The 23,937-nt window shown below is 64.3% G+C and carries 22 protein-coding genes; 11 read left to right on the top strand and 11 right to left on the bottom strand.

The window, feature by feature from the left end; translation table 11 throughout:
• Window positions 1–25: 25 nt before the first annotated feature.
• The 4 genes from E0T84_RS10830 (at window position 26) to E0T84_RS10815 (ending at window position 6,658) form a co-directional block, all read left to right on the top strand.
• Complete coding sequence (locus E0T84_RS10830; RefSeq protein ID WP_110765024.1) at window positions 26–436, top strand: MmpS family protein; 411 nt, start codon at window positions 26–28, stop codon at window positions 434–436.
• Window positions 433–3,315 carry an RND family transporter gene (locus E0T84_RS10825; RefSeq protein ID WP_138744451.1) on the top strand — a complete coding sequence of 961 codons (2,883 nt, stop codon included), beginning with the start codon at window positions 433–435 and terminating at the stop codon, window positions 3,313–3,315. Before E0T84_RS10830 ends, E0T84_RS10825 begins: the two co-directional genes overlap by 4 nt.
• Window positions 3,312–6,185 (top strand): RND family transporter, encoded by a 2,874-nt coding sequence (locus tag E0T84_RS10820; protein ID WP_249383615.1) that lies wholly within the window; start codon window positions 3,312–3,314, stop codon window positions 6,183–6,185. The genes E0T84_RS10825 and E0T84_RS10820 overlap by 4 nt, the downstream gene beginning before the upstream one ends.
• 146 nt (window positions 6,186–6,331) lie before the next feature.
• Window positions 6,332–6,658 (top strand): hemophore-related protein, encoded by a 327-nt coding sequence (locus E0T84_RS10815; protein WP_138744449.1) that lies wholly within the window; start codon window positions 6,332–6,334, stop codon window positions 6,656–6,658.
• Between the two features lie 6 nt (window positions 6,659–6,664).
• Here E0T84_RS10815 and E0T84_RS10810 read toward each other — a convergent pair whose 3' ends face one another.
• On the bottom strand, window positions 6,665–7,567 hold the full coding sequence (locus E0T84_RS10810) for an IclR family transcriptional regulator (protein ID WP_138744448.1): 903 nt from the start codon (window positions 7,565–7,567) through the stop codon (window positions 6,665–6,667).
• Between the two features lie 102 nt (window positions 7,568–7,669).
• On the opposite strand from E0T84_RS10810, the gene E0T84_RS10805 reads away from it, so the two are divergent.
• Genes E0T84_RS10805 through E0T84_RS10795 form a run of 3 tightly spaced genes read left to right on the top strand, consistent with a single transcriptional unit; the run spans window position 7,670 to window position 10,792 of the window.
• The gene (locus tag E0T84_RS10805) at window positions 7,670–8,797 is read left to right on the top strand and encodes a hypothetical protein (protein WP_070946189.1); all 1,128 of its coding nucleotides are present in this window, start codon (window positions 7,670–7,672) and stop codon (window positions 8,795–8,797) included.
• 2 nt (window positions 8,798–8,799) lie between these two features.
• Window positions 8,800–9,582, top strand: a complete 783-nt coding sequence (locus E0T84_RS10800; RefSeq protein ID WP_138744447.1) for an SDR family oxidoreductase — start codon at window positions 8,800–8,802, stop codon at window positions 9,580–9,582.
• A 58-nt stretch (window positions 9,583–9,640) separates the two neighbouring features.
• Complete coding sequence (locus E0T84_RS10795) at window positions 9,641–10,792, top strand: sulfotransferase (RefSeq protein ID WP_138744446.1); 1,152 nt, start codon at window positions 9,641–9,643, stop codon at window positions 10,790–10,792.
• Window positions 10,793–10,885: 93 nt separating this feature from the next.
• Here the strand turns inward: E0T84_RS10795 and E0T84_RS10790 are convergent, their stop codons facing one another.
• The 3 genes from E0T84_RS10790 to E0T84_RS10780 all read right to left on the bottom strand — a co-directional run bounded on the left by E0T84_RS10790 (window position 10,886) and on the right by E0T84_RS10780 (window position 13,268).
• Complete coding sequence (locus E0T84_RS10790; RefSeq protein WP_138744445.1) at window positions 10,886–11,362, bottom strand: hypothetical protein; 477 nt, start codon at window positions 11,360–11,362, stop codon at window positions 10,886–10,888.
• Window positions 11,362–12,525, bottom strand: coding sequence for a Rieske 2Fe-2S domain-containing protein (locus E0T84_RS10785; protein ID WP_070186743.1), 1,164 nt, complete (start codon window positions 12,523–12,525; stop codon window positions 11,362–11,364). The genes E0T84_RS10790 and E0T84_RS10785 overlap by 1 nt, the downstream gene beginning before the upstream one ends.
• Window positions 12,526–12,632: 107 nt before the next feature.
• Window positions 12,633–13,268, bottom strand: coding sequence for a hypothetical protein (locus E0T84_RS10780; protein ID WP_171054978.1), 636 nt, complete (start codon window positions 13,266–13,268; stop codon window positions 12,633–12,635).
• A 61-nt stretch (window positions 13,269–13,329) separates the two neighbouring features.
• Here E0T84_RS10780 and E0T84_RS10775 point away from each other — a divergent pair, with 61 nt between their 5' ends.
• Entirely contained in the window at window positions 13,330–13,854 is a 525-nt protein-coding gene (locus E0T84_RS10775; protein ID WP_070186755.1) for a gamma carbonic anhydrase family protein, read from the top strand.
• On the opposite strand, the gene E0T84_RS10770 is transcribed toward E0T84_RS10775, so the two are convergent.
• From E0T84_RS10770 to E0T84_RS10750, 5 genes are read right to left on the bottom strand one after another with little or no spacing between them, the layout of a single operon-like run.
• Window positions 13,851–14,270, bottom strand: coding sequence for a nuclear transport factor 2 family protein (locus E0T84_RS10770; protein ID WP_070186741.1), 420 nt, complete (start codon window positions 14,268–14,270; stop codon window positions 13,851–13,853). The two genes, E0T84_RS10775 and E0T84_RS10770, sit on opposite strands and share 4 nt — an antisense overlap.
• A gap of 1 nt (window position 14,271) precedes the next feature.
• A complete protein-coding gene (locus tag E0T84_RS10765) occupies window positions 14,272–15,150 on the bottom strand; it encodes a TIGR03619 family F420-dependent LLM class oxidoreductase (protein ID WP_070946195.1) in 879 nt (292 codons plus the stop codon).
• Between the two features lie 8 nt (window positions 15,151–15,158).
• The gene (locus tag E0T84_RS10760; protein ID WP_070186739.1) at window positions 15,159–16,334 is read right to left on the bottom strand and encodes a thiolase domain-containing protein; all 1,176 of its coding nucleotides are present in this window, start codon (window positions 16,332–16,334) and stop codon (window positions 15,159–15,161) included.
• A gap of 31 nt (window positions 16,335–16,365) precedes the next feature.
• Window positions 16,366–17,430 (bottom strand): thiolase domain-containing protein, encoded by a 1,065-nt coding sequence (locus E0T84_RS10755; protein WP_138744443.1) that lies wholly within the window; start codon window positions 17,428–17,430, stop codon window positions 16,366–16,368.
• 9 nt (window positions 17,431–17,439) lie between these two features.
• Window positions 17,440–18,432, bottom strand: a complete 993-nt coding sequence (locus tag E0T84_RS10750; protein ID WP_138744442.1) for a Zn-ribbon domain-containing OB-fold protein — start codon at window positions 18,430–18,432, stop codon at window positions 17,440–17,442.
• Window positions 18,433–18,490: 58 nt separating this feature from the next.
• On the opposite strand from E0T84_RS10750, the gene E0T84_RS10745 reads away from it, so the two are divergent.
• The 3 genes from E0T84_RS10745 to E0T84_RS10735 all read left to right on the top strand — a co-directional run bounded on the left by E0T84_RS10745 (window position 18,491) and on the right by E0T84_RS10735 (window position 21,529).
• Window positions 18,491–19,522 carry an LLM class F420-dependent oxidoreductase gene (locus E0T84_RS10745; protein ID WP_138744441.1) on the top strand — a complete coding sequence of 344 codons (1,032 nt, stop codon included), beginning with the start codon at window positions 18,491–18,493 and terminating at the stop codon, window positions 19,520–19,522.
• 118 nt (window positions 19,523–19,640) lie between these two features.
• Window positions 19,641–20,321: an acetoacetate decarboxylase family protein gene (locus tag E0T84_RS10740; RefSeq protein WP_138744471.1), complete on the top strand. Its 681-nt coding sequence runs from the start codon at window positions 19,641–19,643 to the stop codon at window positions 20,319–20,321.
• Complete coding sequence (locus E0T84_RS10735; RefSeq protein ID WP_138744440.1) at window positions 20,318–21,529, top strand: cytochrome P450; 1,212 nt, start codon at window positions 20,318–20,320, stop codon at window positions 21,527–21,529. Before E0T84_RS10740 ends, E0T84_RS10735 begins: the two co-directional genes overlap by 4 nt.
• A gap of 46 nt (window positions 21,530–21,575) precedes the next feature.
• Here the strand turns inward: E0T84_RS10735 and E0T84_RS10730 are convergent, their stop codons facing one another.
• Both E0T84_RS10730 and E0T84_RS10720 read right to left on the bottom strand, forming a co-directional pair.
• A complete protein-coding gene (locus E0T84_RS10730; RefSeq protein WP_138744439.1) occupies window positions 21,576–22,259 on the bottom strand; it encodes a class I SAM-dependent methyltransferase in 684 nt (227 codons plus the stop codon).
• An 846-nt stretch (window positions 22,260–23,105) separates the two neighbouring features.
• A complete protein-coding gene (locus E0T84_RS10720) occupies window positions 23,106–23,906 on the bottom strand; it encodes a crotonase/enoyl-CoA hydratase family protein (protein WP_070184937.1) in 801 nt (266 codons plus the stop codon).
• Window positions 23,907–23,937 lie beyond the last annotated feature (31 nt).

Genomic DNA, 23,937 nt, shown 5'->3' with positions numbered 1-23,937 from the left:
GTGAAACGTGGGGGTTCTGAAGCGGATTTGGATTCCGCTGTTGATCTTGGTGGTCCTCGGTGCCGGGGGATTCACCGTCATGCGGCTGCACGGTGTGTTCGGCTCTCAGACCCGCCCTACGTACGCCGACACCGAACTGGAGGAACGCAAGCCTTACGACCCTAAACAGTTGGTGTACGAGGTGTTTGGCCCGCCGGGAACGGTGGCCAACATCAGCTACTTCGACGTCGACGCGGAGCCTCAGTTTGTCGAGGGAGCAAGCTTGCCGTGGTCATTGAAGTTTCCGATGACCGAGGCCACGGCATTGGTCAATGTCATCGCACAAGGCGATAGCAACCGAATCGGCTGCCGCATCATCGTCGATGACGAGGTCAAGGCGGAGCGGGTCGAGAATGGCGTAAGCGCCTTTACCTACTGTCTTTTGAAGGCCGCATGACCAGCCCGGAGACCAGCCGCAAACCGCCGCTCATCGCGCGTGCGATCCGCCTGCTCGCGGTGCCGATCATCCTCGGGTGGTTGGTGATCGCATATCTGCTGAGTGCGGTGGTTCCGCCGCTGGAGCAGGTCGAGAAAGAGCACTCCGTATCGCTGATACCCAACGACGCGCCGTCGTTCGAGGCGATTCAGCGGATGGGCCGGAACTTCGGCGAAGCCACCTCGAACAGCGCGGCGATCATCGTCTTGGAGGGGCATCAGCCGCTCGGCGATGAAGCGCACCGTTACTACGACGATCTGGTTCGCCAGCTCAAGGCCGACACGGCACATGTGCAGCATGTGCAGGATTTCTGGGGCGACCCGCTGATGGCCGGCGCGGCGCAAAGCGCCGATGGCAAGGCCGTTTACGTCCAGATGGGGCTCGCCGGCGACCTCGGCCAGGCTGCGTCGAACGAGTCCCTGGAATCGGTCCGGGAGATCGTCGAGCGGAGTTCACCGCCTCCTGGCGTCCAGGCGTATGTCACCGGTCCGGCGGCGATGGTGGCCGATCTGAGCGCGAGTGGCAACAAGACCGTCCTGCTCGTCACAGGTCTGAGCCTCGCCGTGATTCTGACGATGTTGCTCTTTTTCTTCCGATCGATCTTCACCGCCGTGATCCTGCTGTTCCTGGTAGGCATTCAATTGCAGGTAGCGCGCGGGGTGGTCGCATTTCTCGGGGATCAGGGTCTCATCGGCCTTTCCACGTATGCGGTCAATCTCCTGGTGACACTGGGCATCGCGGCGGGGACCGACTACGGCATCTTCTTCGTCGGGCGCTACCAGGAGGCGCGTCAGGCCGGCGAGGACAAGGAACTGGCGTTCTACACCACGTATCGCAGCGTCGGAAAGGTGGTGCTGGCATCCGGATTGACCATTGCCGGTGCCGTTTTCTGCCTCAGCTTCACCCGCTTGCCGTACTTCCGGACGCTTGGCATTCCGTGCGCCCTGGGCATGGTGGTGGCGGTGGCGGTGGCCCTGACACTGATTCCGGCGGTCCTCTCGCTGGGCAGTCGAATGAGATTGTTCGAGCCGAAGCGCCAGATCATTGCGCGCCGGTGGCGCCGCATCGGGACTGCGATCGTTCGCTGGCCCGCACCCATTCTGGTCGCCGCCTGCGCGGTCTCATTGATCGGCCTGCTGGCGCTGCCGGCGTATCAGGCCGGCTACAACGACCAGAACTATCTGCCGAAGGACATTCCCGCCAACGCCGGTTACGAAGCTGCCGGCAGGCACTTTCAGCAGTCGTTGATGGCGTCGCCGGACGTCCTGCTGGTCGAGGCCGATCATGACATGCGGAACGCATCCGACTTTCTGGTGTTGAACAGGCTGACCAAGGGCGTTCTGGCGGTGCCCGGCGTGGCCCGGGTACAGGCGGCGACCCGGCCGGAAGGTATTCCGCTCAAGCACACCACGATTCCGTTCATCATCAGCTCGTCGAACGCCGGCCAGTTGCAGCTCCTGCCGTTTCAGAAGGCCCGCATGAACGACCTGCTCGTCCAGGCCGACGAAATTTCGAAAACCATCGCGGTGATGGAACGCATGTACGCACTGATGCAGCAACTCGCCGTGACGACCAACAATCTGGTGGGCAAGACGCACGAACTCGAAGACACCACGCTGGAGTTGCGGGACCACATGGCGGACTTCGACGACTTCTGGCGCCCGGTCCGAAACTATTTGTACTGGGAGCCGCACTGTTTCAACATCCCGCTCTGCTGGTCGATCAAGTCTCTGTTCGAGGCACTCGACGGTGTGGATCAACTCACCGTGTCGATGCATGAGCTGATCGGCAACCTCGATCAGCTCAACCTGCTGATGCCGCAGATGATCGCCCAGTTCCCCGCGATGATCGCGACGATGCGGAGCACGCGGACCATGATGCTGTCGATGCGCAGCACCATGGCGGGGGTGCTGGCGCAGATGGACGAGATGTCCGATGGTGCCACCGCCATGGGCCGGGCATTCGACGATGCCAGGAATGACGACTCCTTCTACATCCCGCCCGAGGTCTTCAAGAACGCGGACTTCAAGCGGGTCATGGACGTGTTCTTGTCGCCGGACGGGAAGACAGCGCGCCTGCTCATCTCACAACGCGGGGATCCCGCGACGCCCGAGGGTATCGCGCGCGTCGATCCGATCAGAACGGCCGCCGAGGAGGCACTCAAGGGGACGCCGTTGGAGAGCGCCAAGCTTTTCTTGACCGGAAGCTCGGCGATGGCAAAAGATCAGGTGGACGGGTCGACCTATGACCTGATGATCGCCGGAATCGCCGCGCTGTGCCTGATCTTCATCATCATGCTGATCATGATTCGAAGCCTCGTCGCGGCCTTGGTGATCGTGGGGACGGTGGCTCTGTCGCTCGGCGCCGCTTTCGGCTTGTCGGTCCTGATCTGGCAGCACATTCTGGGAATCCAGTTGAACTGGATCGTGCTGGCGATCGCACTCATCATCCTGTTGGCAGTCGGGTCTGACTACAACCTGCTGTTGGTGTCCCGGATGAAAGAGGAGATCGCGGCGGGCATCAACACGGGCATCATCCGCGCCATGGCCGGTAGCGGAAAAGTGGTGACGATCGCGGGCCTGGTGTTTGCCGCAACCATGTTGGCGATGTTGGCCAGCGATGTGCTCACCATCGGCCAGGTGGGTTCCACCATCGGGATCGGCTTGCTGTTCGACACCCTGATCGTGCGGGCGTTCATGACACCGTCCATCGCCGCCCTACTGGGCAGATGGTTCTGGTGGCCGTTGCATGTTCGACAGCGACCGGCCAGTGCGATGCTGCGGCCGATCGGGCCGCGGCCGCTGGTTCGTTCCCTGTTGCTCAACCCCGACGAACGCTGATCGTGGTGAGCAACAAGCCACCGCGTATTGCGAGGATCATTCACCGACTGGCGGTGCCGATCATTCTCGGCTGGTTGGTGTTCGTCGCTGTCGTCACCTTCGCCATCCCGTCGCTCGAACAAGTGGGACGGCAGTATTCGGTGTCGCTGGTACCGAAAGATGCCCCGTCGTTTCAGGCGATGCAGCAGATCGGCCGGAATTTCGGTGAATCGGATTCCGACAGTGTGGCGATGATCGTTCTGGAGAGCCAGGAGCCTCTGGGCGACGAGGCGCACCGCTATTACGACGACCTGGTGCGGCAGCTGAAGGCCGACACCCGCCACGTGCAGCACGTGCAGGATTACTGGGGCGATCCGCTCACCGCGCCGGCGGTCCAGAGCGCCGACGACAAGGCGGTCTACGTCCAGCTGAATCTTGCTGGTAACCAAGGCGAATCGCTGGCGACCGAATCCGTAGAGGCGATCCGGGGCCTCGTGGCTCGGACGCCGGCACCCTCGGGGCTGAACGCGTACGTCACCGGCCCCGCGCCGCTGGTCGCGGACATGAACCATGCCGGCGACAAATCGATCATCAAGATCACCATCGTCACACTCGTGGTGATCCTCGCGATGCTGCTGCTGGTCTACCGGTCGATCGTCACTGCGGTGCTGCTTCTGGCCATGGTGGGTATCCAGGTTCAGGCTGCGCGGGGAGTGGTGGCATTCCTCGGAATGCACCAGGTCATCGGGCTTTCGACGTTCGCGGTCAACCTGCTGGTGTCGCTCGGCATCGCGGTCGGAACCGACTACGGCATATTTTTCCTCGGCCGGTATCAGGAGGCGCGACAGGCCGGGCAAGAACGGGAAGCCGCTTTCTACACCACATTTCAGAGCGTGGGCAAGGTGGTATTGGGCTCTGGGTTGACCATCGCCGGAGCGATCTTCTGCCTGAGCTTCGCTCGACTGCCCTATTTCCAGACCATGGGTGTTCCGACTGCCACGGCGATGGTTGTCGCGGTCATGGTCGCGCTCACCCTGGTTCCTGCGGTGCTCTTGGTGGGCGGGCGTTTCGGGCTGTTCGAACCCAAGCGAAAAATCATCGTTCGCCGGTGGCGGAGGCTGGCGACGGCGATCGTCCGATGGCCGGCACCCATTCTGGTCACCGCCTGTGTGATCGCACTTACCGGCTTGTTGGCGTTGCCGGCCTACGAGACCAGCTACAACGACCGCCTCTATGTCCCTGGAGACATTCCTGCCAACGTCGGATACGCCGCTGCCGAGAGGCACTTTCCGCAGTCCCGGATGACGCCTGACATCTTGATGCTCGAGGCCGACCACGATATGCGTAATCCGGCGGATCTGCTCGTGTTGAACAAGTTGGCCAAGGGAATCTTCGCTGTTCAGGGCATCTCCCGCGTGCAGGGGATAACGCGTCCCGAGGGGAACCCGATCGATCGGACGTCGATCCCGTTTCTGCTCAGCTTGCAGAGCGCCAATCAGCAGCAGGTGTTGCCGTTCCAGCGGAATCGTATGGAGGACCTGTTGAAGCAGGCCGACGACATCACCACGCTGATCAACATCACGCAGCGGCTGTACGGTATCGGTCAGCAAATGGTCAGCACGACGGATCGAATGACAGAGAATACGCGTGAATTGGCGGAGGTCACCGATGAGCTCCGTGACCACGTTGCCGATTTCGACGACTTCTTCCGGCCGATCCGCAACTACTTCTACTGGGAACCGCACTGCTTCGACATTCCTTTCTGTTGGTCGACGCGGTCTCTGTTCGACGCCCTCGACGGGGTCGACGCGGTCTCGGACCAGATGAGTGATCTCAGCAAAGAGACCGACAAGCTCAACGTGCTCATGCCCCAGCTGATGGGACAGTTCCCGAAGATGATCGCGAGCATGAAGACGATGCGGTCCGCGCTGCTGACCATGCACAGCACGATGGCCGGCACCTTCGCTTTGATGGACGAGATGAGCACGAACGCCACCGCCATGGGACAGGCCTTCGACGCCGCCCGAAACGACGACTCCTTCTACCTTCCGCCCGAAGTCCTCCAGAACGAGGATTTCAAACGTGCGATGAACCTGTTCTTCTCACCCGATGGAAAGTCGGCCCGTTTCATCATTTCCCACCGCGGGGATCCCGCCACGCCCGAAGGCATCTCACGGGTCAACGCAGTGGTCGACGCGGCCGAAGAGGCGCTCAAGCTGACTCCGCTGGAGCACGGCAGGATCTACCTGGCAGGCACGGCTCCGACGTTCAAGGACATGCGCGACGGCTCCACTTACGATCTGCTGATCGCCGGCGTGGCCGCACTGTGTCTGATCTTCGTCATCATGCTGTTGGTGACGCGCAGCCTGATCGCCGCGCTGGTCATCGTCGGCACGGTGGCGCTGTCCCTCGGTGCGGCGTTCGGGCTGTCGGTGCTGATCTGGCAGCACATTCTCGGCATAAACCTGCACTGGCTCGTCCTCGCGATGTCCGTGATCGTGCTGTTGGCCGTCGGGTCCGATTACAACTTGCTGCTGGTGTCCCGGATGAAGGAGGAAATCCATGCGGGCATCAACACCGGGATCATCCGCGCCATGGGCGGCAGTGGAAAGGTCGTGACGGCAGCCGGTCTGGTCTTCGCATTCACCATGATGTCGATGGTGGTCAGTGATCTGCGAATCATCGGTCAGGTGGGTTCGACGATCGGCATCGGCCTGTTGTTGGACACCCTGGTGGTACGTGCGCTCATGACGCCGTCCATAGCCGCGCTGCTGGGCCCGTGGTTCTGGTGGCCGCAACGGGTGCGCCAGCGGCCGGCCAGCGCGTTGCTGCGGGACACCGCTCCGCGGCCGGTCGTGCGGTCCCTCCTGCTTCCGTCAGACGAGCGCTGACTCCTGGGTCTTCGGTTGGCGCCACCGCAAACTATTTCTTGTGGAAATTAATAAAATTCGTCGACAAAGCAGCAAATTGCCAAAACGCGCAAGCACATTCACGATCGACGGGTAGAGTCCGGGCATCGGGGGGAGGAGGTCTACGCATGAATGAACGATCGCAGATAAAAGCGGCAGTTGCCGTCGGCGCCTTGGCAATGTCCCTTTCTGCCGGGGCGGGGGTCGCGTCCGCAGACCCCAGGCTTGATTCGGCTGTGAACACCACCTGCAACTATTCACAGGTGATGGGCGCGCTCAATGCGCAGAGTCCCATGGCCGGTGCATCGCCGGCGGTGCAGTCGGTCCTGGGGCAATTCCTGGATTCGCCACGGGATCAGCGGCAGCGCATGGCCGAGGGCATCGCCGCTCAACCGGCCAACCAGCCGTATCTGGGGTTGTTGCAGACGGTTTTCGACACCTGCAACAACTTCTGAGCGGGTTCAGCGCCGGGGTTTGACACCGCCCAGTTGGGCGGTGAGCGCGTCGGCCGTTGCCACCAGCGCCTCGGCCCGCTCGGCGATCTCGTTGTCGGTCAAGGCCGTTCCGATGTGCAGTGAGGCCGCCATGACCTGACGTTGGTAGTGGTCGAACACCGGTGCGGAGATGACGCTGATATCCGAGCGTCCGTCGGTTCCGCCCTCATCGCGCAGGTAGACCCGTTCGCCGATGTCGGAGACCAGCTCGCTGAGCAGTGCGCGTAGTTCGTCGGGCAGGTTGGTCGACATTCCCGCCATCAGTGCGTAGAGCCTGCGACCACCGGGAGTCAGTCGTTCCACCAGATACCCGTCGGCGCGGCAGTTTTCGATCACGCGCTGCAGCCGGGCGGATTCGGTGCGCAGCGGGATCGTCGGCGCCTTGGCCAGCCAGGTCCGCAGCGCATTGTCATCCCACAGCACGAACATCAAGCCGACCGGCGGAGCGAACGGATAGCTCTGGCCTACCCGCACGCCGGGATCACGGCCCGGCGGCCCGACCAGCTCGAGCACGGTGATCCGGTCGTCGACCACCGCTGTCAGGCCCACGGAGGTGTCGAAAGCGGCTGACAGTGCGTGTAACTCGGCGCGCGCCGCCGGGTTGACGCGCATCGACTCCTGGGCTGCGTGCCCCAGGGTGATCAAGCTCGGTCCCAGACGGTAGGTCTTGTCGCCGTCGTCGCGGATCAGGTAGCCGGCGTCGACAAGTGTGCTCAGGATGCCCAAGCACGTCGGCTTGCTCAGTCCGACTCGGCGGGTGAGCTCGGAGAGCCCGAATCGATCCTGCGGATGGCGGGACAGAAAATCCAGGATGGCCACCACCCGGGCGGTGGGCGGTGAGGCACGGCCGGCCGGCTCGTTGTCTGGCATCGGGCCCTCCCGGGGCGTTGACTCGCATTGGAACACGTTCTAGTGTCAGGTAGGAAACTCTACCACCACGGTCCAATATTGGACCGAGAGAGCAGATGCTGGATGTACTCACAACCACTGGCTGACGCCATCGCCGAGGCGGAACGCTTGGTGACCGCCGCGCCGTTCATAGAGTCGGAAGCGGATCTCCTCGAGGGCCTGCAGTACCTGGCCGGGTGTATCGCTGCCTGCACCCATGTCGGGTTCAACTACGACCGCGACCACCCGTTCCTGCACAGCGGAACCGGGCCCTTCACCAAGATGGCCCTGGACAACCCCGACACCCTGTACTTCGGTACCCGCGTGCAGCCCGGACACGAGTACGTCGTCACCGGCAAGCGCGGCACCACCACTGATCTGAGCTTCCAGATCCTCGGCGGTGAGTACACCGACGACAACGTGCCGATCAGCCAGGCCGCATTCGACGATCGGGAACTCGACATCGCCGCCGACGGCACCTTCGAGTACCGCTTCACCCCGACAACCCCGTCGCAGCTGCTGATCCGCGAGGTCTACAACGACTGGTCGGCGCAGCGCGGCTCCATCAGCGTCTCGCGCACCGACACGGCAGGAACCGCCCCGGCGCCGCTGACCAAAGAGCTGATCGAGAAGCGTTACGCCGTCGCGGGCAAGCAACTGGTGCAGCGAGTCAAGACGTGGCTGCAGTTCCCCAAGTGGTTCTATGACAACCTGCCGGTCAACACGCTGACCGAACCCCGCCTGACACCCGGCGGGCTCGCCACCCAGTACTCGTCGGTCGGGCACTACGACATGACGCCGGACCAGGCCATGATCATCACGCTGCCGGTGCCCGATGCGCCCTACCTGGGCTTCCAGCTCGGGAGCCTCTGGTACATCTCGCTCGACTACATCAACCATCAGACCTCGCTGAACGGCGCCCAGGCGCAAGCCGACCCGGACGGCAAGATCCGCATCGTGGTGTCCGAGAACAACCCTGGTGTCACCAACTGGTGCGAGACGCTGGGGCATCTCAAGGGATACGTGCAGTTCCGCTGGCAGCGCGTCTCACGTGAGCTGACTGCCGAGGACGGGCCGACGTGCGAAATCGTCGACCTCGACGCAGTGGCCTCGAAGCTGCCGTACTACGAGAGCAACAAGATTTCCGACGAAGACTGGCGCGCGCGAATTGCGCTGCGGCAAAAGCTCATTGGCGAGAGGATGGTGGGCTGACCGTGACCGGGCTGCTCGATGGCAAGGTAGTGGTGATCAGTGGTGTCGGACCCGGCCTCGGGACGACGCTGGCGCGCCGATGTGCGGAGAACGGGGCGGACATCGTGCTGGCCGCCCGGACGGTGGAGCGGCTGGAGGACGTCGCCAAAGAGGTGACGGCACTGGGGCGTCGTGCGCTCGCGGTGGGCACCGACATCACCGATGACGAGCAGGTCGCCAATCTGGTGGCCCGCACGATGGAGGAGTACGGCAAGGCGGACGTGCTGATCAACAACGCGTTCCGGGTGCCGTCGATGAAGCCGTTCGCGAACACCACGTTCGAGCACATGCGGGACGCCATCGAGCTGACCGTGTTCGGCGCCCTGCGCATGACCCAGGGCTTCACTCCGGCCCTGGAAGCCGCCAAAGGCTCGGTGGTGAACGTGAACTCGATGGTCGTGCGGCACTCGCAGGCCAAGTACGGCGCCTACAAGATGGCCAAGTCGGCCCTGCTGTCCATGTCGCAGACTCTCGCAACCGAGTTGGGGGAGAAGGGCATCCGGGTGAACTCGGTGCTGCCCGGCTACATCTGGGGTGAGACCCTGGAGGGCTACTTCAACCATCAGGCCCAGAAGTACGGCACTACCGTCGAGCAGATCTACAACGCCTCGGCGGCCGGGTCGGACCTCAAGCGGCTGCCGACCGAGGACGAGGTGGCCTCGGCGATCCTGTTCATGGCCAGCGATCTGTCCAGCGGCGTCACCGGCCAGGCCCTCGACGTGAACTGCGGAGAATACAAAGCATGATGCGAAGGCGACGACGAGCGAGGAACGAGCGAGGACCGGAGCGAGAAGGAGTCGAGCCATGAGCGGCGCGCCGCGTACCAACGTGGGCACCGTAGAGGACCTACACGCCTCGGCGGTGAAGGCCTGCGGTCTGGAAGATTTCGGCACCGACGACGACAACTACCTCGAAGCGCTCGGCGTGCTGCTCGAGTCCTACCAGCGCGACGCCGATCTGACCGAACTCGGCAGCAAGATGCAGCGCTTCTTCACCCGAAATGCGCTGGTGGCTCGTCTCGTCTCGGAAGCCGCGTTCAAGCAGCATCCGCAGCACGCCGATGTGCCGATCGAGCGGCCGATCTTCGTCACCGGCCTGCCCCGCACCGGGACCACGGTGATCCACCGGCTGCTGGCCGCAGACCCGATGCATCAGGGTCTGGAGATGTGGCTGGCGGAGTTCCCGCAGCCGCGCCCGCCACGGGAAACCTGGCCGGACAACCCGGTGTTCAGCGCGCTCGATGCCAGGTTCAAGCAGGCGCACGAGGAGAACCCGGATTACACCGGCCTGCACTTCATGACCGCCGACGAGGTCGAGGAATGCTGGCAGTTGCTACGCCAGTCGCTGCACTCGGTGTCCTACGAGACCCTGGCTCACGTTCCGACCTATTCGCGGTGGCTAGCCCGGCAAGACTGGACCAAGTCTTATCGGCGGCATCGGAAGAACCTGCAGCTGATCGGTCTGAACGAGCCCGAAAAGCGTTGGGTACTCAAGAACCCCAGCCACTTGTTCGCCTTGGATGCGCTGTTCAAGGTGTACCCGGACGCTCTGGTCGTGCAATGCCATCGACCGGCGGAGACGATCATGGCCTCGATGTGCTCGCTGTCGCAGCACACGACGGCCGGCTGGTCCAACACGTTCACCGGGAACGTGATCGGTGAGGACGCCATGGAAACCTGGTCGCGCGGCTTGGAGTTGTTCAATACCGAACGGGCCAAACACGATCCGGCCCAGTTCTGTGACGTCGACTATTCCGAGTTCGTATCAGACCCGATCGGGGCAGTCGAAGGCATCTACCGCACGTTCGGCCTGGACTTCACCGAGGCTGCCCGGCAGGCGATGATCGACAGTCACAACGCCAGCAAGCAGGGGCCGCGGGCGCCCAAGCACACGTACTCGCTGGCTGATTACGGCTTGACCGACGAGGCGGTCAAGGAGCGTTTCAAGGGACTCTAGTTCCCGTGACCAGACACAAAACTGCCCAATTTCACGCGAAATTGGGCAGTTTTGTCGGCCTCTCGCTTGCGGGGGACCGCTCGGCAATGAGGATCAGCCGTCGCCGGGGGAGGGGGCCGAGGACACCTCTTCCAGGCATCCCTCGGCGACGGCATGTTTGATGCTGTCGCTCAGCCGCGGACATGACCGGGCCCGGGCCGGGTCGCCACCGGAGGAACGTATCTCTTCGAACGTCGCACAACGTCGCACCGCCTCGGAATTCCATTGCACCGAGGTGTGTTCCGCGCTGAGCTTTTTCACCTGCACCGCCACGTGGCAGAACCGGCAGTCCACCGACACCAGGCCCGAGGTCAGGTAGCGCTCACGGTCGCGGGCGCTGGACTCACGCACCGCAGCGGCCCGTTGCGGGTCGGATGCGAAACTCGGCGCCTTGGCCCATGATCCGCCGGAGGAGCCCGCGTTGCCGCCACCGTGATGATCGTCGTCATCGTGGCCGCCGTGCAGCAACAGCATCGAGCGGGCCAGGTCCTCGACCTCCGGCGCCTGGCTCCGCTCGTTGCGTTTCGTCATCAGCTGGACTGCGCTGTTTCTTTCTCGGCCGACTTCTGTTCGGCTTGAAGCTTCAGGTTCTCCTCGACCTCCACGTGCCACTTCTCGTTGGCCGCGGTGGTGTCGATCTCCATCTCGAAGCGGTCGGTCATGTCGGGTGTGATGTCGGCGACATCGACGTAGAACTGCTGGTACCAGCGGCGCATCTGGTAGACGGCGCCGTCCTCCTCGACCAGCAGCGGGTTGTCGATACGGGTCTTGTGCTTCCAGATCTCCACGTCCTGCAGGAAGCCCTGGCTGACGCCGTCGGTCATCGCGTCGGCCAGTTTCTGGGTGGTCTTGTCGTCCATACCCTTGGGCTTTTCGACGATGACGCCCCACTGCAGCATGAACGAGTCCTGGGTCACCGGGTAGTGGCAGTTGATCAGGATCGACTCGGCCTTGTAGCCGGCGTAGTTGTTGTGCAGCCAGTTGATCATGAACGACGGCCCGAAGTAGGAGGCTTCGGAATCCAGGTGCGACTCGCCGTACTGGGTCCCCATGCCGCCGATGTCCTGGCGGCCGACGTTGTGCAGGTACTGCGAGGCGATGTGGCCCTCGAAGACGTTCTTGAAGTACGTCGGCAGACCGAAGTGGATGTAGAAGAAGTGTGCCATGTCGGTGACGTTGTCGATGATCTCGCGGCAGTTGCTGCCCTCGATCAGCATCGAGTTCCACTGCCACTCGGTCCACTCGTCGCTCGCGGCTTCGGGGATCTCGGGAACGCGCACCTCGGGCTGCGGGTCATTGCCTTCGTGGTCATGCCACACGAACAACAGGCCGCCGCGCACGTCGGTGTGCCAAGCCCGGGTGCGGGCCAGGCGCGGGGTGCGCTTGGCGTAGGGGACGAGCTTGCACTTGCCGTCGCCGCCCCAGCGCCAGTCGTGGAACGGGCAGGCCACCTCGTCACCCTTGATGGTTCCCTGCGACAGGTCACCGCCCATGTGCCGGCAGTAGCCGTCGAGAATCTTCACCTCGCCCTTGGAGTCGGCGAAAACCACCAGTTTGGTGCCGAACGCCTCCACGGAATGCGGCTGACCGTCAACGAAATTCTTGACCGGTCCCAGGCAGTGCCAACCCCGCGCGTAGCGGTCTGGCAGGGCGCCGGTGTCGATCTCTCTGATGCCGGCATGTTCGGTAGTCACGGTGGGCCTCCCGTATCGGTGCTCTTAACTAGAACACGTTACAGTTTTTTGAGCCCGGATGGCAATAATTCAGGCGTGACCTGCGGCATACCCGCCGTGAACGGGACTTACTCCCGCTCCGGAAGGCCAATTTTCAAGGCGATCTGTTGCATCCGACCAACGGCGGCCACCGTCTGTGGCGAGACCGGGTCGTCCGGATTGCTGTCGAACTCCAGGCGCACCACTGCGCGCCCCTGGGTGTACATCAGCAGCGTCACGGCCTTCTTGCCGTCGGGCGCCATGCCCGATATCACGGTGCCGTTGGTCCCCACCGGAACCGGTTGCGGCTGGCCCCCGGTCACCATGGTGCTGACTGCCGCGGAGGCTTGCTTCAACGTTGCCGATGCGGTCGCCACATCGGGGTAGATCAAGATCGTGTCGGCGATGGCCCGGGTGTCGTCGGCGTTGACGAACAGCGCGCTGGCACCTTCCTGCCCGTCCGGATTGACCTTGCTGGTGCGGGCGGTGAACACCTCCGGCGGAATGCTGACGTCCTCCGCCTGTAGCAACAGGTAGCTGTAGTCGGAGGCCTGCGATTTCGGCGTTTTCGATGCCGTGGCCGATGGCGAGGTGGACGGCGTGGCAACCCACGGCGTACTCGGCGAATCGCCGGTAGGCGAGCACGCGACCACCGTGCTGACGATGGCTGCAGCAAGGCCGGTGGAAATCAAGAACCTGGGGTGGTTTGTTGTCGTGAGCGACATAGTTACTGTTCAGGGTACGCGTCGCCGCGCCGGGACCGGTTTCCTGCGGTATATGTGGACGATGCCGCTGTATTCGTTCGAGGGCCGGGCGCCCGTGATCGACCCGAGCGCATTCGTCGCCCCGACGGCAACGTTGATCGGCAACGTCACGATCGAGGCCGGTGCCTCGGTGTGGTTCAACGCCGTGTTGCGGGGCGACTTCGCCCCGATCGTCATCCGCGAGGGCGCCAACGTCCAGGACGGTTCGGTGCTGCACGCGCCACCGGGGATCCCGGTCGACATCGGCCCGGGTGCAACGGTTGCCCACATGTGCGTGGTGCACGGTGCACACGTGGGCGAGGACGCGCTGATCGCCAACCACTGCACGGTGCTCGACGGGGCGGTGATCGGCCGGCGCAGCCTGATCGCGGCGCACTCACTGGTGGTCGGGGGCACCAAGATTCCCGACGAGGTACTGGTCACCGGAGCGCCTGCCAAGATCCGAGGACCCATCGCAGGCACCGGTGCGCAGGTATGGGTGCAGACCAACCCGGCGGCATACCGGGAGCTGGCCCAGCGTTACCTCACGGGTCTCGCCGAACTCTAGCCGTCGAGCTTTTCGGCGCTCGCGCGGTCCACTTCCCAGTAGGCCCGCAGGGCCACGAGTTGTCCCGCGTCGTTCGCCCGGTAGGTGAAGACACCCGGGGTGGTGATGCGGTGCCCGCCCATCGTGGTCACGATGCTGCCGACGTTGGCTTCCTCGCTGCCGCACTGGAACGTGTCGACGAACTTGAACTCGAGGTTGTCGGTCGGGGCGATCGCCTTGTCCCAGAACGCCGCGATGGCTTCTTTGCCCCGGTGGCCCTTGCCCTCGGGATCGAAGAAGGACGGCCCGATGGGATCCTGCACGATCGCGTCGTCGGCGAAATTGGCCAGCCAGGCTTGCTTGTCCCGGGCAGCCACCGCGTCCCGGGACCGCTTGCCCGCCAGGTGAGCTGGGTGTTCAGGATCGGTGATGGTCATCTCAGTCCTGCCATCCGGAGTGGATATAGGTGTCGGCGAACCGTTTCAGTGAATCCTGCTTCTTCTCCAGCGGGGCGTCGAAGCCCAGACCCTCGAGCATCCACGGAATGACGATGTTGTCCGTGATGCCGGCCTGTGCCAGCTCACGGTGCCCGTCGAGATCGAACTTGTCGATGCACACCGCCTGGAACTCGAACGGTTCATCGGCCCGGCCGTATTCGGCCCGCAGCTTGTTGATCGTCGTCACTGTCTCAGCCAGCTGTGTGCACGTCATCATCGCGCTGGTCCAGCCGTCACCGGCCCGAGCCGCCCGCTTGAGTGCGACCGGGGTGTGCCCGCCGACGTAGAACGGGACGGGCTTCGACGGAGCCGGGCTCATCTGCAAGCGCTCGAAATCGTAGAACTCGCCGTGGAATTCGACCATGCCGCCGCCGAGCACGAGCCTGAGCACCTCGATCATCTCGTCGACACGGGCGCCGCGCTTTGCGAACGGCACCCCGCACCACTCGAATTCCTCTGGTGCCCAGCCGATCCCGATGCCGAACCCGAACCGGTTGTCGGTGAGGTTGGCCACCGAACCGACCTGGCGGGCCAGAAGCAGCGGGTTACGCGACCCGAGCTTCATCACGTTGGTGTAGAAGCGCAGCGTCGTGGTGACCGCCCCCATCGAGGCCGCCGCGATCAGCGGGTCAACCCACGGCGTCTCGGCGTTCCACATCCGCGAACCATCCGGGGTGTACGGGTAGTCCGCGGCCTGCTTCTCCATGTAGAACAGCGAGTCCGGCAGCGCGATCGAATCGAATCCGACCTCCTCTGCGGTGCGGGCCAATCCGGTCAGATGCTCCAGTGGCCCCATGGCCACGCTGAGCGTGTACTTCATGCGGGCTGTCATTTGTCAGCCGGCTTGTCAGCCGAGACGACCCACATCGAGTAGTACTGCGCGCCACCGCCGTAGGCATGGCCCAGCGCCTTGCGGGCGCCCTCGACCTGATGATCGCCGGCCTTGCCCATCACCTGGATCGCCGATTCGGCGAACCGGATCATGCCGGACGCGCCGATCGGGTTCGAGCTGAGCACACCGCCGGAGGCGTTGAACGGGATCTTCCCGCCGATCGCGGTCTCGCCGGCTTCGGTGAGTTTCCAGCCCTCGCCTTCGGCGGCAAAACCGAGGTTCTCCAACCACATCGGCTCGAACCAGGAGAACGGTACGTACACCTCGGCCACATCGATCTCGTCGATCGGGCTGGTGATCCCGGCATCGCGCCACAACGCCGCCGCCGCGTCCCGGCCTGCCTGCGGGTTCACCTGGTCGCGCCCGGAGTAGGCCAACGGTTCGGTGCGCAGCGCGGTGGCGTGGATCCAGGCCACCGGGTGACCGTCGGCAACCCGTGCGTCGGAGGCCGCCTCGTCGCCGATCACCATGGCCGCGGCACCGTCGGATGACGGGCAGGTCTCATCGAACCGGATCGGGTCCCACAGCATCTGCGAGGCCATCACCTTTTCCAGTGTGATGTCGGGCTGGTGCAGGTGGGCCAGGGGGTTCTTGGCGCCGTTGATCCGGTCCTTGACCGCGACCATCGCGCCGATGTGGTTCGGAGCGCCGGAGCGGCGGATGTAGGCCCGCACGTGCGGCGCGAAGTAGCCGCCCGCGCCCGCGCCGACCGGCTTGGTGAATGGAACCGGAATACTCAACGCCCACATGGCGTTCGACTCCGACTGCTTCTCCCACGCCATCGTCAGCACCCGGCGGTACTTGCCGGACTTGACCAGGCTCGCGGCGACGATCGCGGTCGAACCACCCACGGAACCAGCGGTGTGGACGCGGATCAGCGGCTTGTTGGTGGCGCCCGTGGCATCGGCCATGAACAGCTCGGGCATCATGACGCCCTCGAAGAAGTCCGGCGCCTTGCCGACCACCACGGCGTCGATGTCGGCCATGGTGCAACCGGAATCGGCGAGCGCCTTGTCGATCGCCTCGCGCACCAGCCCGTTCATCGACACGTCGTGCCGTTTGGCGACGTACTTGGTCTGCCCGGTGCCGAGTACCGCTGCTTTGTTAGCCATGCTCAGGCTCCTCTGCTCTTCACGCAGGCGCTCATCGCCCGCCCTCCAGGACCGCGACCAGATTCTGTTGCAGCGCAGCGCCACTGGTGGCGTGCGCCAGCACGCGCCCGGCAGAGCCGGAGAAGATGTGCTGCGCGGCGAAACCGATGCGCTCCAGGCCGGCCGAGAACATCGGGTTGGCGGCCAACGCGCCACCGGAGGGGTTGACCTTCGTGCTTTCACCCAGCCCGATCGCCTCGGTGAGGATCAACTGCTGGTGGGTGAACGGGGCGTAGATCTCGGCGACCTCGATCGAGCTCACGTCACCGCCGGTGGCGGCCTGAGCCGACGCGGCAGTCGAGGTCGAGACCGTCAGATCGCGCGCACCGAGCACCGGGGTCTCGATGCGGTGCTCGAATCCGGTGATCCAGGCCGGGTTTTCGCGCAGTTCGCGGGCCCGGTCGCCGGCTGCCAGGACGATCGCCGAGGCACCGTCGGTGATCGGGGCGATGTCGTGGCGGCGCAGTGGTTCGGCGAAGTACGGACGGTCCAGCAATTCGCTGATGCTGCCGGTGACCTGCTCACGGTCGATGCGGCCACCCGCGGCATACGAGTCCAGGGCCACCTGAGCCATCTGCTCGGCGGTCCATTTACCGGCATCCAGACCGAACCGGGCCTGAAGTCCGGCCAGCGACACCGCATCCGGCCACAGCGGCGCGACGGTGTAGGGGTCGGTCTGCAGGGCCAGCACCCGGCGCAGCACACCCGCCGAAGACTTGCCGAAGCCGTAGACCAACGCGGTGTCCACCTCGCCGGTCAGGATCTTGATGTAAGCCTCGTACAGCGCCCAGGCCGCATCCATCTCGACATGCGATTCGTTGATCGGCGGAACCGCGCCGATCGAGTCGATCGCCGAGATGAACGAGAAGGCCCGGCCGGCAAGGTAATCGGAGGAACCCGAGCACCAGAAACCGATATCGGTCTGCTGGAGACCGAGCTCTTCGTAGAGGCTTGCAAAACACGGCATCAGCATCTCGACGCCGTTGGTGGTGCCATCAGTACGGCGCACATGCGGCGCATGCGCGAAACCGACGACGGCTACTTCACGAGAAGACATGTGGTCCCTTTACAGGTGGTGCTTGTAGCTGTCGTAGTCGGCGTCGGGCTCGCCCGTCGGCCGGAAGTGTGAGATGTTGTCGATGCCGAGATCCCATTCCTCCTGGGGCTTCCACACCGCTTCGACCCGCATGCCCATCCGCACCTCGGACGCATCGATGTCGGTGACCAGATGCAGGAACGGGATGTCGGCGCCGTCGAGCAGCACGTATGCCGCGACATATGGCGGCTTGATGCGCTGGCCGGCGAACGGGATGTTGATGATCGCGAAGGTGGTGACCGTGCCCTTGTCCACCAGCTCGACGAACTGGTCGAGTTCCCGGCCGGTGGCCGGATCGGCTTCCTTGGGCGGGAAGTACACCTTGCCGGTGTCGCCGGAGCGCGCGCCGAGCAGCTTGCCGTCGCGCAGGCCGCGCAGATAGGTGCTCTCCGGACGCGAAGCGGTGTGCTGGATCTCGATGGCCGACGGGACCACCAACATGGTGACCGGGTCACGGTCGTCGGCCGCCACGGCGGGGACGTCCTCGGCGGTTTCGCCGGGGACGAAGTACGCGATGTCGGTGATCGCACCCACCGGCTCGTCGACCCAGTGCACGTGCACGCGGGCCCCGGTGGTCAGCTCACCTTCGGCGACGTCCACGGCATGCAGCAGCGGTGTGTCGGCGCCGTCGAGCTTGATCAACGCCCAGGCGAACGGCCGGTCCAGCGGCTGCCCTTCGAGGGGTTCGGGTTGCCAGGTCCAGGACATCACGGTCCCGGTGCTGGAGACGGGTACGACCTCGGTCAACGCCTCATAGGTGACCGGGTCATACTCAGCGGGTGGCACATGCACGCGTCCGTCGGACCCGCGCACGCCGACGATCCGGCGCTCACGCAGGGCAGTGAAGAACTGGCTGAGCAGCGGACCGACTGAACGGGTGTAGTCAAACGACAGTTTCAGTGGCGCGGAAAGTGGCGGCTCACGGTGATCTGTCGAGGCCGGGCGGCTTTGGCTGGCTGTCACACATCGAGTAGAACAGGTTCTAACAATCGTGGCAAGGACACGTGGGAAGGCAATCTAAATGAAGCTCGGTCTGCAACTCGGGTACTGGGGCGCGCAGCCGCCCACCAACCACGCCGAACTCGTGGCCGCGGCCGAGGCGGAGGGCTTCGACACCGTCTTCACCGCAGAGGCCTGGGGCTCGGACGCTTACACCCCGCTCGCTTGGTGGGGGCGGGAAACGACCCGCATGCGCCTGGGCACGTCGGTCATCCAACTCTCGGCCCGTACGCCCACCGCGTGCGCGATGGCCGCGCTGACGCTGGACCACCTCTCCGGTGGCCGCCACATCCTCGGCCTAGGGGTGTCCGGCCCGCAGGTGGTCGAGGGCTGGTACGGCGCGAAGTTTCCCAAGCCGCTGGCCCGCACCCGCGAGTACATCGACATCTTGCGCCAGGTATGGGCGCGCGAGGCTCCGGTCCACAGTGACGGCCCGCACTACCCGCTGCCGTTGACCGGTGAGGGTACGACCGGCTTGGGAAAGAACCTCAAGCCCATCACGCATCCGCTGCGTGCCGACATCCCCGTGATGCTGGGCGCCGAGGGGCCCAAGAACGTCGCGTTGGCGGCCGAGATCGCCGATGGCTGGCTGCCGATCTTCTACTCGCCGCGCATCGCCGGCATGTACAACGAGTGGCTCGACGAGGGATTCGCCCGCCCCGGCGCCCGGCGTACCCGCGAGACCTTCGAGATCTGTGCCACCGCGCAGGTGGTGGTGACCGACGACCGGCCGGCGATCATGGAGTTGATGAAGCCCCATCTGGCGCTGTACATGGGCGGAATGGGTGCCGAGGACACCAACTTCCACGCCGACGTGTACCGCCGGATGGGATATGCCGAGGTCGTCGATGACGTCACGAAGCTGTTCCGCAGTGACCGGAAAGACGAGGCCGCCAAGATCATCCCCGACGAACTGGTCGACGACTCCGCGATCGTGGGGAACCTCGACTACGTCAAGGAGCAGATCAAGGCGTGGGAGGCCGCTGGCGTCACCATGATGGTCGTGGGTGCCCGCTCCGCCGAGCAGATCAAGGACCTCGCGGGTCTCGTCTGAAACCCGACTAGACACTTTCTTGCAACCTGTCTACTCGAGGTTCTAGATTTATGGCGTGAGTCACAGTGCCTCCGCCTCCGGGCCCTCGCAACACACCGTCGCCGGCTCCGTGCTGACGATGCCGGTGCAGATCCGTACCGCCGAGCAGCACATGGCGATGTTCTCGGTGGACGCCGATGCCGCGCAGCGCATGATCGAGTACAGCGGCATGCGCGTATACCGGCATCGACCACGCCGCGCGATCGTGGTGCTGATGCTGATGCGCTACATCGACGGCGATCTGGGCCCGTACCTGGAGTACGGCACCAACGTCATGGTGAACCGGCCGGGAGCCGAAGGTTCGGGGCTGCGCGGCATGGGCTCGGCCGGTGCCCTCGTGCATCACCTCCCGGTCGACGGGGAGTTCACGCTGCAGGCCGGCCGCCAAATTTGGGGTTATCCGAAAGTCCTGGCGGACTTCACCGTTCATGAGGGCAAGCCGTACGGGTTCGAGGTGAATATCGACGGCCGGCTGGCGGTCGGGATGGAATTCAAGCCCGGCCTGCCGGTGCCGTCGGCATTGACCGCCAGGCCTCAGGTGCAGTCCACCTTCTCCTGTCTCGACGGGGTGCTGCGCGAAACCGAAGGCCAGATGCGGCTTTCCGGCGTGCGCTACCGGCCGGGCGGAGCCCGGATCCGGCTCGGTGACCATCCGTACGCCGCAGAACTCGCGGAGCTGGGCCTGCCCAAGCGGGCGATGCTGTCCAGCTCGGCCCGCAATGTGCAGATGACGTTCGCTGACGCCAAGGAGATTTCGTGACCCAGGTCCTTCCCTCTACCAAGCCTGATGTCGACCTGGCCGACGGGAGGTTCTACTCCGACGGCGGCGCGCGCGAGGCTTACCGCTGGATGCGGGCCAACGAGCCGGTGTTCCGCGACCGCAACGGCCAGGCAGCCGCGACGACGTATCAGGCCGTCCTCGATGCCGAACGCGCGCCGGAGCTGTTCTCCAGTGCCGGCGGCATCCGTCCGGACCAGCCCGGCATGCCGTACATGATCGACATGGACGATCCGGCCCACCTGCTGCGGCGCAAGCTGGTCAACTCCGGCTTCACTCGTAAGCGGGTCATGGACAAGGTGCCGTCGATCGTGACCCTGTGCGACACCCTGATCGACGCGGTGTGTGAACGCGGGGAATGCGACTTCGTCCGCGACATCGCCGCGCCACTGCCGATGGCGGTGATCGGCGACATGCTCGGGGTGCTGCCCAGTGAACGCGAAATGCTGCTGAAGTGGTCCGACGACCTGGTGTGCGGGCTTTCGTCGCACGTGGACGAGACCGTGATCCAGAACCTCATGGACACCTTCGCCGCCTATACCGCGTTCACCAAGGAAGAGATCACCAAGCGGCGGGCCAATCCATCCGACGACCTGTTCTCGATCCTGGTCAACGCTGAGGTCGAGGGTCAGCGCATGAGCGATGACGAGATCGTCTTCGAGACGCTGCTGATCCTGATCGGCGGCGACGAGACCACTCGGCACACGTTGTCGGGCGGCACCGAACAACTGCTGCGCCATCGCGATCAGTGGGAAGCGCTCGTCGCGAACGGAGAGGCGCTGCCCGGCGCGATCGAGGAGATGCTGCGCTGGACCTCGCCGGTGAAAAACATGTGCCGCACGCTGACTGCCGACACGACGTTCCACGGAACCGACCTCAAGGCCGGCGAGAAGATCATGCTGATGTTCGAGTCGGCCAACTTCGACGAAGCGGTCTTCGGGGATCCCGATGAATTCCGGATCGACCGGAACCCCAACAGCCACTTGGCTTTCGGCTTCGGCACCCACTTCTGCCTGGGTAACCAGCTGGCCCGCCTGGAGCTGCGGCTGATGCTCGAGCGCCTGCTGGTCCGGCTGCCCGACCTGCGGCTGGCCGAGGCTGCAGAGGTGCCGCTGAGGCCCGCGAACTTCGTCAGCGGACCCGAGGCCATGCCCGTGGTGTTCACCCCGACGGCGCCGATCGGGTCGTAGGTGATCGGGCTCTAGGAAGGCCGCTCGACGCCCTCCGGCGGTCCGATCAGCGCCGGTGTGCGGTCACCAGCCACGCCGGTAGCTGTGCCCGGCCGTCCGAGCCGATCGTCACATTGCGGTACTCGAAACCGGCCGGCAGGCGCCGTGGCGCATTGACCCGCGCCCTCGCCGGCCTCACCGCATCGACGGTGAGGTGTTCGCCGACAATGTCGCGAAGCTCTCGCTCGGTGAACGATCGTGGACCGAATTCGGCATCGGGAGGAAAGGCGTCGCTGGCGAATACCAGGGAAAAGAAATTACCGCCTCGCTTCAGGGACCGCGCCGACGATCGCAGGTAACGAGCCCTATGTTGCTGCGGCAAACAGTGGAGCACCAGTCCGTCGATCACGGTGTTGAAGTATTCTTCGAAACCTGTGGATTTGCTCAAATCGGCTGTGCTGAAGCTGGCATTCAATCCACTTCGTGATGCGGCTCGCCGGGCTTTGGCGATGGCGTCCCTGGACAGGTCCAGCCCGATCACTTCATAGCCGAGCGCGGCAAGACTCAGTGTCGTCACGCCAACCCCGCACCCGGAGTCGAGGACCGGGCTCGCTAGCCGGCCCTGTCGATGAAGGGCGCTTATTTCCGGCTGCATTTCCCCGATATTCCAGCCAGGTTCACCCGGGGCGTAGTCGGCCTCGCCGCGGTAAATCTCATCCCAGTCCACGGAATTTACATTGAAAGTAGGCATATTGCCGATGGTACTCGCGCGGGACTTTCCAATTCCCACTCGACTTTCAACGATGGTGAAATTCGGAATTGCGAATAATACTACCGGCGGCTGAATGGGGGCGCTGAAGAATATATCGAAATCCTGAGGCAATCCCGATAAATGGTTGAGTTTGTTCGGGTAATGGTGGCGTGGGCCCGTCGGCACGGCGATGTGGCGATCGTCATCAGTGGCATCTGGCTGAATCGTTTCCGGCGTGACATGATCCGGCCCGGTAGGCGAGTAAGGCCGGATTCTGACCTAAGTGCGGGCGTCGGTCAGGTGCCAGATCGTGGCCGCGCCGTCCTGCCCACTCGTCGCTGCGACTGTGTACTCCTATGTGCCAGCTAGGTATTCGCTGTGCAACCTGTACACGGGGTTCGCATAGGTCATCTAATTATACAGCCTCGCGACATCGGGGGATGTGACGCGACGATTAGAGGAGTGCACGTGATGGCACGACATTTGACTGGGCGAAGCGTGTTGAGCGGAGTGGTGCTGGGTGGGGCGTTGTTGGCCGGAGCCGTCGGAATAGCCGGTCAGGCCAGTGCGGCGCCGGTCCCAGCGCCCACGAGCGTTCAGGTTGGGGGACCGGCTCCGCTGTCCTCATTCCCTGCTCCGCCCTTGCGGCCGTGGGGCCCGCCACCGCCGCCGCCGGGGCATTGGGGACCGCCCCCGCCCGGACATTGGCGCTGAGAGCCTGAGATGAACCGAGGCCCTGCTCGAAATATCGAGCAGGGCCTCGGTTTTGCCGTGCGGGAGCCGATGACAACGCTGAAGATTGCGGCTTGATGCCGACCGAAATCTTCAGCGCAACGTCGTCCGGCGCTACTTCATCTGGAAGACGGGCGCACGCTTCTCCTTGAAAGCCAGCGGGCCCTCCTTGGCGTCCTGGGACAGGAACACCGGGATGCCGTTGGCGGTGTCGGGCTTGAACGCCTCGTTCTCGTGCATGCCCTCGGTCTCGCGGATGGTCTTGAGGATGGCCTGCACGGCCAGCGGGCCGTTGTTGTTGATCACCTCGGCGATCTCCAGGGCCTTCTCCAGTGCGGTGCCGTCCGGCACGACGTGACCGATCAGGCCGTACTCGAGGGCCTGGGCGGCGGTGATGTGCCGTCCGGTCAGCAGCATGTCGCACGCGATGGTGTAGGGAATCTGGCGCACGAGGCGCACAGCCGAGCCACCCATCGGGTACAGGCTCCACTTGGCTTCGGAGATACCGAACTTGGCACTCTCGCCCGCGACGCGGATATCGGTGCCCTGCAGGATCTCGGTCCCGCCGGCGATGGCCGGGCCCTCGACCGCGGCGATCAGCGGCTTGGTGAGCCGGCGGCCCTTGAGTAGACCATCGATGCGCGACGGGTCGTAGCTGCCGTCCTTGAACGAGTCGCCCGGCGGCTTCTTGGTTGCCCCCTTGAGGTCCATGCCCGCGCAGAAGTACCCGCCGGCACCGGTGAGGATGCAGGTGCGGATCTCCGGATCGTTGTCGACGCGGTCCCAGGCGGCCACCATGATCGAGAGCATCTCGGTGGAAAGGGCGTTGCGCGCCTCCGGCCGGTTCAGCGTCAGGATCAGAGTGTGTCCGCGCTGCTCAATGAGGGCATCGGGCCCTTTTTCGGTATCGCTCACGAGTGTCAGCTCCTATGCATTTTCAACCCAG

Origin of the sequence: Mycobacterium sp. DBP42, from assembly GCF_005924235.1 — a bacterium.
GTDB classification, from domain to species: domain Bacteria; phylum Actinomycetota; class Actinomycetes; order Mycobacteriales; family Mycobacteriaceae; genus Mycobacterium; species Mycobacterium syngnathidarum.
The sequence above is the reverse complement of the archived record's forward strand: the minus strand, read 5'-3'. Positions and strand labels throughout refer to the sequence as shown.

Bases quoted from the DNA above. Each gene is read 5' to 3' on its own strand.
- E0T84_RS10790 (WP_138744445.1), bottom strand. From the start codon at position 11,362: ATGACGAAACGCAACGAGCGGAGCCAGGCGCCGGAGGTCGAGGACCTG.
- E0T84_RS10810 (WP_138744448.1), bottom strand. From the start codon at position 7,567: ATGCCAGACAACGAGCCGGCCGGCCGTGCCTCACCGCCCACCGCCCGG.
- E0T84_RS10765 (WP_070946195.1), bottom strand. From the start codon at position 15,150: ATGAAGTACACGCTCAGCGTGGCCATGGGGCCACTGGAGCATCTGACC.
- E0T84_RS10770 (WP_070186741.1), bottom strand. From the start codon at position 14,270: ATGACCATCACCGATCCTGAACACCCAGCTCACCTGGCGGGCAAGCGG.
- E0T84_RS10740 (WP_138744471.1), top strand. From the start codon at position 19,641: ATGCCGGTGCAGATCCGTACCGCCGAGCAGCACATGGCGATGTTCTCG.
- E0T84_RS10730 (WP_138744439.1), bottom strand. From the start codon at position 22,259: ATGCCTACTTTCAATGTAAATTCCGTGGACTGGGATGAGATTTACCGC.
- E0T84_RS10775 (WP_070186755.1), top strand. From the start codon at position 13,330: ATGCCGCTGTATTCGTTCGAGGGCCGGGCGCCCGTGATCGACCCGAGC.
- E0T84_RS10825 (WP_138744451.1), top strand. From the start codon at position 433: ATGACCAGCCCGGAGACCAGCCGCAAACCGCCGCTCATCGCGCGTGCG.
- E0T84_RS10755 (WP_138744443.1), bottom strand. From the start codon at position 17,430: ATGTCTTCTCGTGAAGTAGCCGTCGTCGGTTTCGCGCATGCGCCGCAT.
- E0T84_RS10760 (WP_070186739.1), bottom strand. From the start codon at position 16,334: ATGGCTAACAAAGCAGCGGTACTCGGCACCGGGCAGACCAAGTACGTC.
- E0T84_RS10780 (WP_171054978.1), bottom strand. From the start codon at position 13,268: ATGTCGCTCACGACAACAAACCACCCCAGGTTCTTGATTTCCACCGGC.
- E0T84_RS10795 (WP_138744446.1), top strand. From the start codon at position 9,641: ATGAGCGGCGCGCCGCGTACCAACGTGGGCACCGTAGAGGACCTACAC.
- E0T84_RS10815 (WP_138744449.1), top strand. From the start codon at position 6,332: ATGAATGAACGATCGCAGATAAAAGCGGCAGTTGCCGTCGGCGCCTTG.
- E0T84_RS10805 (WP_070946189.1), top strand. From the start codon at position 7,670: ATGTACTCACAACCACTGGCTGACGCCATCGCCGAGGCGGAACGCTTG.
- E0T84_RS10745 (WP_138744441.1), top strand. From the start codon at position 18,491: ATGAAGCTCGGTCTGCAACTCGGGTACTGGGGCGCGCAGCCGCCCACC.